General features: G+C 70.3%; 6 protein-coding genes and 2 pseudogenes. 2 read left to right on the top strand and 6 right to left on the bottom strand.

The genetic code is table 11. The annotated features are described in order from the left end of the window. Positions 1-738, top strand: a pseudogene (locus ACJ73U_RS46510) (type I glutamate--ammonia ligase); the annotation flags it as partial. Between the two features lie 23 nt (positions 739-761). On the opposite strand, the gene ACJ73U_RS46505 reads toward ACJ73U_RS46510, so the two are convergent. From ACJ73U_RS46505 to ACJ73U_RS46480, 6 genes are all read right to left on the bottom strand, one after another. Continuing rightward, positions 762-1,433: a class II aldolase/adducin family protein gene (locus ACJ73U_RS46505; protein ID WP_407784216.1), complete on the bottom strand. Its 672-nt coding sequence runs from the start codon at positions 1,431-1,433 to the stop codon at positions 762-764. Next, positions 1,426-1,842, bottom strand: a complete 417-nt coding sequence (locus ACJ73U_RS46500; protein WP_407784215.1) for an acyl-CoA thioesterase — start codon at positions 1,840-1,842, stop codon at positions 1,426-1,428. Before ACJ73U_RS46500 ends, ACJ73U_RS46505 begins: the two co-directional genes overlap by 8 nt. Positions 1,843-1,854: 12 nt before the next feature. After that, positions 1,855-4,812, bottom strand: coding sequence for a bifunctional [glutamine synthetase] adenylyltransferase/[glutamine synthetase]-adenylyl-L-tyrosine phosphorylase (locus tag ACJ73U_RS46495; protein ID WP_407784214.1), 2,958 nt, complete (start codon positions 4,810-4,812; stop codon positions 1,855-1,857). A 1-nt stretch (position 4,813) separates the two neighbouring features. Further along, positions 4,814-5,560 (bottom strand): type 1 glutamine amidotransferase, encoded by a 747-nt coding sequence (locus ACJ73U_RS46490; protein ID WP_407784213.1) that lies wholly within the window; start codon positions 5,558-5,560, stop codon positions 4,814-4,816. Beyond that, a complete protein-coding gene (locus ACJ73U_RS46485) occupies positions 5,557-6,381 on the bottom strand; it encodes a GNAT family N-acetyltransferase (protein WP_407784212.1) in 825 nt (274 codons plus the stop codon). The genes ACJ73U_RS46490 and ACJ73U_RS46485 overlap by 4 nt, the downstream gene beginning before the upstream one ends. Before the next feature lie 251 nt (positions 6,382-6,632). Continuing rightward, positions 6,633-6,956: a hypothetical protein gene (locus tag ACJ73U_RS46480; RefSeq protein ID WP_407784211.1), complete on the bottom strand. Its 324-nt coding sequence runs from the start codon at positions 6,954-6,956 to the stop codon at positions 6,633-6,635. 93 nt (positions 6,957-7,049) lie between these two features. On the opposite strand from ACJ73U_RS46480, the pseudogene ACJ73U_RS46475 reads away from it, so the two are divergent. Beyond that, positions 7,050-7,234, top strand: a pseudogene (locus tag ACJ73U_RS46475) (IS630 family transposase); the annotation flags it as partial.

The following is a 7,234-nucleotide window of genomic DNA, read 5'->3' as shown; positions in this document are numbered from 1 at the left end:
TCCCTGCTGCACGCGGCGGACGACCTGCAGCTGTTCAAGTACATCGTCAAGAGCACGTCGTGGGAGAACGGCAAGACCGCGACCTTCATGCCGAAGCCGCTCTTCGGTGACAACGGCTCCGGCATGCACTGCCACCAGAGCCTCTGGAAGAACGAGCGCCCGCTCTGCTTCGACGAGTCCGGCTACGCGGGGCTCTCGGACACCGCCCGCTGGTACATCGGCGGCCTGCTCAAGCACGCCCCGTCGCTGCTGGCGTTCACCAACCCGACCGTGAACTCCTACCACCGGCTGGTGCCGGGCTTCGAGGCGCCGGTCAACCTGGTGTACTCGCAGCGCAACCGCTCCGCCTGCGTCCGCATCCCGATCACCGGCGCCAACGCGAAGGCCAAGCGCATCGAGTTCCGCTGCCCCGACTCGTCCGGCAACCCCTACCTCGCGTTCTCCGCGATGGTGATGGCCGGCCTCGACGGCATCAAGAACAAGATCGAGCCGCCCACGCCGATCGACAAGGACCTCTACGAGCTGCCGCCCGAGGAGGCCAAGGACGTCGCCACCGTGCCGGCGTCGCTGGACGCGGTGCTGAACAACCTCGAGCGCGACCACGAGTTCCTGCTGGAGGGCGGCGTCTTCACGCCGGACGTGATCGAGACCTGGATCAACTTCAAGCGCGAGAGCGAGATCACCCCGCTGCGGCTGCGCCCGCACCCGTACGAGTTCGCGCTGTACTACGACGTGTGAGTTCCCCCAAGACAACGGCCCCGTCAGTCGGAACCGGCTGGCGGGGCCGTCTCCATCGGTTGGGGTTTGCCGTACCGCAGCTTCGCGATGACCGCACGAACCGCCTGCTGCTGGGCCGCCGTGAGCACCTTCGGGGTGCCGAGTACCGACGCCCTCGCGTACAGCGCGCACGCCCATTCCACGACGAACGTCCGCTCCAGCGCCTCGGCCAGGGTCGCGTCCCGGGTGACCATGCCGTGGTTGGCCATGAGCACCGCCTTCCTGTCCGCCATCGCGGCCGCGACCGCTTCGGCCAACTCGGTGGTACCGAAGGGGAAGAACGGCACGACCGGCACCGAGCCACCCACGTCGAGCAGCTGGTAGTGGATCACCGGTAGCTCGTCGAGCACGCACGCCAGTGCGGTCGAGGCCGGTGCGTGGGTGTGGACGATCGCGCCATCGCCGACGTGGCGGTGGATGCCCAGGTGCAGGCCCACCTCCGACGTGGGGCGCAGTCCACCCGCGACGACCGCGCCCGACAGGTCCACGACGGTGACGTCGTCGGGGGTCGCGTCCGCCAGGGTCACGCCCGTGGCGGTCAGCGCCACCCGGTCGCCCTGCCGGACGCTGACGTTGCCGGCGGTGCCGAAGACCATGCCCTCGCTGGCCAGCCGATGGCAGGCCGCCGCGATCTCGGCACGGACCTCGTCAGTCATTCATCTTCGTGACGTCGAAGCCCGCGGACTCCAGGACCGCGCGGGGATCGGCGTGCAGCTTCCGCGCGTCGAGGTCCATCAGCCCGAGCACGCAGTAGACCTCGGCCGACAGCGTCCCGTCCACCTTGGTGATCAGCTGCTCCAACGTGAACGTCTTGCCGTCGCCGAACTTCGCCGTGCACGACACGTCCACCTCGTCACCCATGCGCAGCTCACGCCGGAAGTTCACCGTGGTCGTCAGCAGCACCGGCGCGGTGCGCCGCTCGGTGAGCACGTCCCAGTCGCAGCCGGCGGCCCCGAACGCCTTGGTCCGCGCCACTTCCGCGTACAGGTGGTACACGGCGTGGTTGACGTGCCCGAGCGAGTCCAGTTCGTACCCGCGCACCTCGATCCTCGTGCTGAACGCCACCCATGTCCCCTTTCAGTCCTCGTAGAAGAGCCGTTCCACCACGCCGCGGGCGCGGCGCAGCGTGCGCCGGTAGGAGTCCACGAACTCACCCGGCTCGGCCTCGACGTCCCCGCGGATGACCGCCGCGACCGCCGCCAGCTCGCGGCCGGACGTCGGCGGCTGGTCGGTGAACTTGCCGCGCACCAACGTCGCCGCGTTGCGGACGCGGGTCGCGAGCAGCCACGCCTCCCGGAGTTCCTCGGCGTCCGCCGCGTCGACGAGGCCGACGTCCACCGCCGCCGCGAGACCATCCATTGTGGACGTCGTGCGCAGGCTCGGGTGCTCGTGCGCATACCGCAGCTGCAACAGCTGCAGCGTCCACTCGATGTCGGCCAGGCCGCCGCGGCCGAGCTTGGGGTGGGTGGCCGGGTCGGCGCCGCGCGGCAACCGCTCGTTGTCCACGCGCGCCTTGATGCGCCGCACCTCGCGGATCTGGTTCGCGTCCAGGCCGTTCGCCGGGTACCGGACCGGGTCGATCATCTCGACGAACCGCGCACCCAGGTCCTCGTCGCCGGCGATCGGGCGCGCACGCAGCAACGCCTGCGCCTCCCACACCTCCGACCACTGACCGTAGTACGCGCGGTAGGAGTCGAACGTGCGCACGATCGGTCCCTGCCGCCCCTCCGGCCGCAGGTCGACGTCCACGTGCAGCGCCGGGTCCTGGCTCGGCGACGACAGCAGCCGCCGCACGGTCTGCGCGACGTGCGACGCGTACCTGAGCGCGTCCTCCTCGGCCGCGCCGTTCGCCGGCTCGCACACGAACAGCACGTCCGCGTCCGAGCCGTACCCCAACTCGGCGCCACCGAGCCGGCCCATGCCGATGACCGCGATGGTCGCGAGGTGCCCCCCACCGGCGGCGGCCTCGGCCCGGTCGACGACCGCGAGCGTCGCCTGCAACACCGCCGCCCACACGGTCGACAGCGCCCGGCACACCGACAGCGTGTCCATGAACCCCAACAGGTCCGCCGCCGCGACCCGCAGCAGCTCGTGCCGGCGGAACGACCGCGCCGCGGTGACCGCGTTCGGCAGGTAGCTGTGCCGGTTCACCGCCTGCCGCAGCGACCGGGCAGCCTCGTCGGGGTCGCGGCCGGCCAGCCGTTCCTGGTCGCCGAGCAGCTGCAACACCTCGGGTGCGCGCATCATCAGTTCCGGCACCAGCTTCGAGGTGCCGAGCAGCATCGCGAGCCGCTCGACGACGGCCGGCTCGTCCCGCAACACCCGCAGGTACCAGGGGGTGGTGGCGAGCGCCTCGGACACGCGCCGGTAGGCGAGCAACCCACCGTCCGGGTCGGGGGTGTTGGCGAACATGTCGAGTAGCGCCGGCAGCAACGCGCTCTGGATCGCCGCGCGGCGCGACACCCCGGCGGTGAGCGCCTGGATGTGGCGCAGCACACCGTCCGGTGCGGCGTAGCCGAGCGCGACGAGCCGGGCCTCGGCCTGTTTCGTGGACAGGCGCAGCGCTTCGGTCGGCACGCGGGCGACCGCCTCGAGCAGCGGGCGGTAGAACAGCTTCTCGTGCAGCCGGCGGATGCGCCGCACGTGCCGGCGGAACTCGTCGACGACCACCTGCGACTCGGGTTTGCCCCGGGTCGATTTGACGCCGGCGGCGCGGGCGAGCCAGCGCAGCTCGTCGGTCTCGTGGTCGCCGGGGAACAGGTGGGTGCGGCGCAGGCGCTGCAGCTGGAGCCGGTGTTCGAGCAGGCGCAGGAAGCGGTAGCTCTCCCCCATCTCGGCGGCGTCGGTGCGGCCGACGTAGCCGCGGTCGCCGAGCATGGCGAGCGCGTCCACCGTGGACCCGAGGCGCAGTGCCTCGTCGCCCCGGCCGTGCACGAGCTGCAGCAGCTGCACGGCGAACTCGACGTCACGCAGGCCGCCGCGGCCGAGCTTCAGCTCACGGTCGAGCAGGTCGGCCGGCACGTGGTCCTCGACGCGGCGGCGCATGGACCGCACGTCGTCGACGAAGTTCTCGCGGTCGGCCGCAGTCCACACCATGGGCCGGACGGCGGCGAGGTAGCTCTGGCCCAGCTCGGCGTCGCCGGCGATGGGGCGGGCCTTGAGGAGGGCCTGGAACTCCCAGGTGCGGGCCCAGCGCTTGTAGTAGCTGACGTGGCCGTCCAGGTTGCGCACGAGCGGGCCGGCCTTGCCCTCCGGCCGCAGCGCGGCGTCGACCTCGAAGCACGCGTTGGTGGCGACCCGCATGGTCGTGCTGGCGAGCCGGGTCGCGACGTCGAGGTCACCGTCGGCGACGAACAGCACGTCCACGTCCGAGACGTAGTTCAGCTCGCGCCCGCCGGTCTTGCCCATCGCGATGACGGCCAGCCGGCACTTCTCGGCGGCTTCACCGGCTTCTGCCTCGGCGACGGCGAGCGCGGCACGGATGGCGGCCTCGGCGAGGTAGGTGAGGCGGGCGGTGGCCTGCTGGTAGTCGAGCGCGGGCAGCTCCGGCTCGATGAGGTGCGCGAGGTCGTCGGCGGCGATCTCGAGCAGCAGACCGCGGTAGGCGGCACGCAGTTCGCGCACCGGGTTGTCCGCCCCGTCGACGGCGGCGAGCAGCGTGGCCGGATAGGTGGCGGGCAAGCTCTGCCGGTCGGTCAGCAGACGGCGCCACTCGCCGGGGCGGGCAGCCACGAAGTCGCCGAACGCGCTGGACGAGCCGAGCACCGACAGCAGGCGTGCCCGCAGCCCGCGGTCCGTGGCGATCGCCTGGTTGAGACCCTTCCAACCACTCTCGTCGCTGGTGCGCAGGCGGTCGATGGTGAGGAGAGCGAGGTCCGGGTCCGGGGCGCGGGACAGCGCGACGAGGGTGGGCTCGTGATCCTGGACCGGGGCGTCCTCACCCCACCAGCCGGCGGCACGCAGGTACTCGCCGGCACGGTCGTCGGTGAGGCCGTACCGGGCGATGGAGACGTGTGAGCGGACGGGGTCGGCCATGTCAGTGCTGGATGAGCGGTAGGGGTGAGGTGGCCGGCGCCAACTCGCCCGCGGCCAGCTTGACGAACCGGGCCGCGAACGGCCGCCTGGTCTCCTCGAGGTCGGCGTGGACCTGGACGAGCCGGTCGTGGTCCAGGTCGCCGGGGCGCGCGAACTCGGCCTCGTCGGGACTGTTCGCGGCCCAGCTCTCGACCAGCTCGGTGGTGGTCTCGATGTGGAACTGGAGACCGTAGGCGCAGCGGCCGACGCGGAACGCCTGGTTCGGGTAGAGCGTCGAGGCCGCCAGGAGCGCGGCGTTCGACGGCAGCCGCTCGACGATCTCGGAGTGGAACTGCATGACGTCCGGCATGAACGGCAGGTCGGCGAAGAGCGGGTCCTGCCAGCCGACGTCCCGCTTGGCGACGAGCAGTGGCCCGACCTCGGGTCCCTCCGCACCCTTGGTGACGTGACCACCGGTCGCGACGGCCAGGAGCTGCGCGCCGAGGCAGATGGCCAGGGTCGGCAGCTGCCGCGTGGTGGCCGCCGCGAGCAGCCGGCGCACGTCGGCCAGCCAGGGGAAGTCGAGGTCGTCGGTGGCACTCATGGACCCGCCGAGACACACGAGCCCGTCGTACCCGTCCGTGCTGCCGGGAAGGTCGTCCGGCCCGCGAAGGTCCAGTTCCGCGCCGGCCCCGGTGAGCCAGCCACCGAGGGGACCGATCGGGTCGTGTTCGTCGAGCTGGATGACGAGCAGGCGAGGGGAGGTCACGTGGTCGAGGGTAGCCGGGTGAACCGAAGTTCCGACGAGTCGTACACCGGCCGGTACCCCATCTTCTGGTAGATCGAGTTCGACGTGGGATTGGCCAGGTTGGTGAAGAGGATCACATCCCGAGCGCCGGCGTCCCGCGCCCGCTGGGAAACGACGGCAGTCACCGCCGAACCGTAACCGCGACCCCGGTACTCGGGAGGGGTGTAGACGGGCCCGACGCGGGACATTCCACCGATGGGCGTGGAGGCGTTGGCCCAGGAGACGAGTTCGCCGCCGTCCTCCCAGAGCATGACGGTGTCCTGGATCACGAACGAGCGCCGGACCATCTCGGGGCCTCCCGACTTGTCGCGCTGATCGGGCAGCGCCTCGTCCGAGAACTCGGCACGCCATTTCGCCAGCAGCTCGATGTCGTCCTCCGTGGCGAGCCGCGCCCGTCCAGGGACAGTGGGCAAAGTCAGCTGCCCGAGCCGGTAGAGCCGCCCGGCGAGAACCTCGGTCGTGGCACCACCGGTGACCCGAGTCCAGGCCGCGCCGACGGCGTCGACGTTCTCACGGGGACCACTGGCACCCGGCAGCTCCGGGTCGACCTCGCGCCACTCGGTGAGAAAGGTCTCGAGGAGCACCGGATCGGTCGGCAACCCACTGGAAATGATCGGCCACGGCGGCGTACGAAGCGCGACACCAATGAGATCCCCGTTGTCATGAAGAGTGGCCATGCGCGGCGCAGCGGCCCGTTCCATTGTGAGAAGCCGCACCATCGCGGTGAGCGCAACAGTGTGCCGAAGAGTGTCTTTGCCGTAGAAGGACTCCGCGAGTGCCATGAAGGCCTGCGGGTCCTCGTAGTGCCGCACGTCCATGACCAAGATTTGACCCGCGGCACGACCCAACGGTCCAACCATTTTCGGCTCGGCCCGGTCGCGTGCAGCTTGTCTGGACTTGCAGCGGCGCGACCCCGGTGAGAGGGGATCGGGTGGAAAGTCCTCACCAAGGAGGTGAGCCGTAGGAGTCGCTCGCGTTCGCGGCTTAGTGGTTGGTTTCGGATGTTGTGGGTTGGGGGTTGTGGCGGTTCTGGTCAGGTGAGGTTGTCGAGGTAGAGGCGACAGGCGCAGTCGAGGGCTTCTTCGGGGCTGCCGGCGGGGAATCCGGAGGGCAGGATCTGGTTCTCGTATTTGTCGCTGCTGGCGAGGTAGAGCCCGAAGCCCCAGTGGCGGGCTGTGCCGCCATACCGTAGCCGGATCAACGGTTGCACTGTCCCGTCAGTCAGGTGCGCCTCGACGTAGACGAACGCGCCCCGGTAGCGGAACTCCAGCTCACCTGCCTGGGGCCAGTGGGTTTTGGCGTGGGCGCGCAACCGTTGCCTGACAGAAATCTTGGTGGACTCCGGTGGGGTAGCCATGACCGACATCGTGCCCGACCAGGATCCTGGTCGCTGGTGGGGTTGTCGCGATGGTGGTGTCCGGAACTGGCTCGGGAGGTAGTGACTCAAGGCTTGACCGAGGCGATGTCGGCCTTGACGGTGTGGCGGTGGCTGGCTCGGGAGGCGATCAAGCCGTGGCAGTACCGGTCGTGGCTGTTTCCGCGTGACCCGGACTTTGCCGCGAAGGCCGGGCGGGTGCTGGATCTGTATGAACGTCGCTGGGAGGGCAGGAAGCTGGGCCCACGGGAGTATGTGAT

It is taken from the genome of Actinophytocola sp. (genome assembly GCF_045807065.1).
Taxonomy (GTDB): Bacteria; Actinomycetota; Actinomycetes; order Mycobacteriales; family Pseudonocardiaceae; genus Actinophytocola.
Note: the sequence above shows the minus strand (reverse complement) of the source record. Positions and strands in the feature narration are given on the sequence as shown.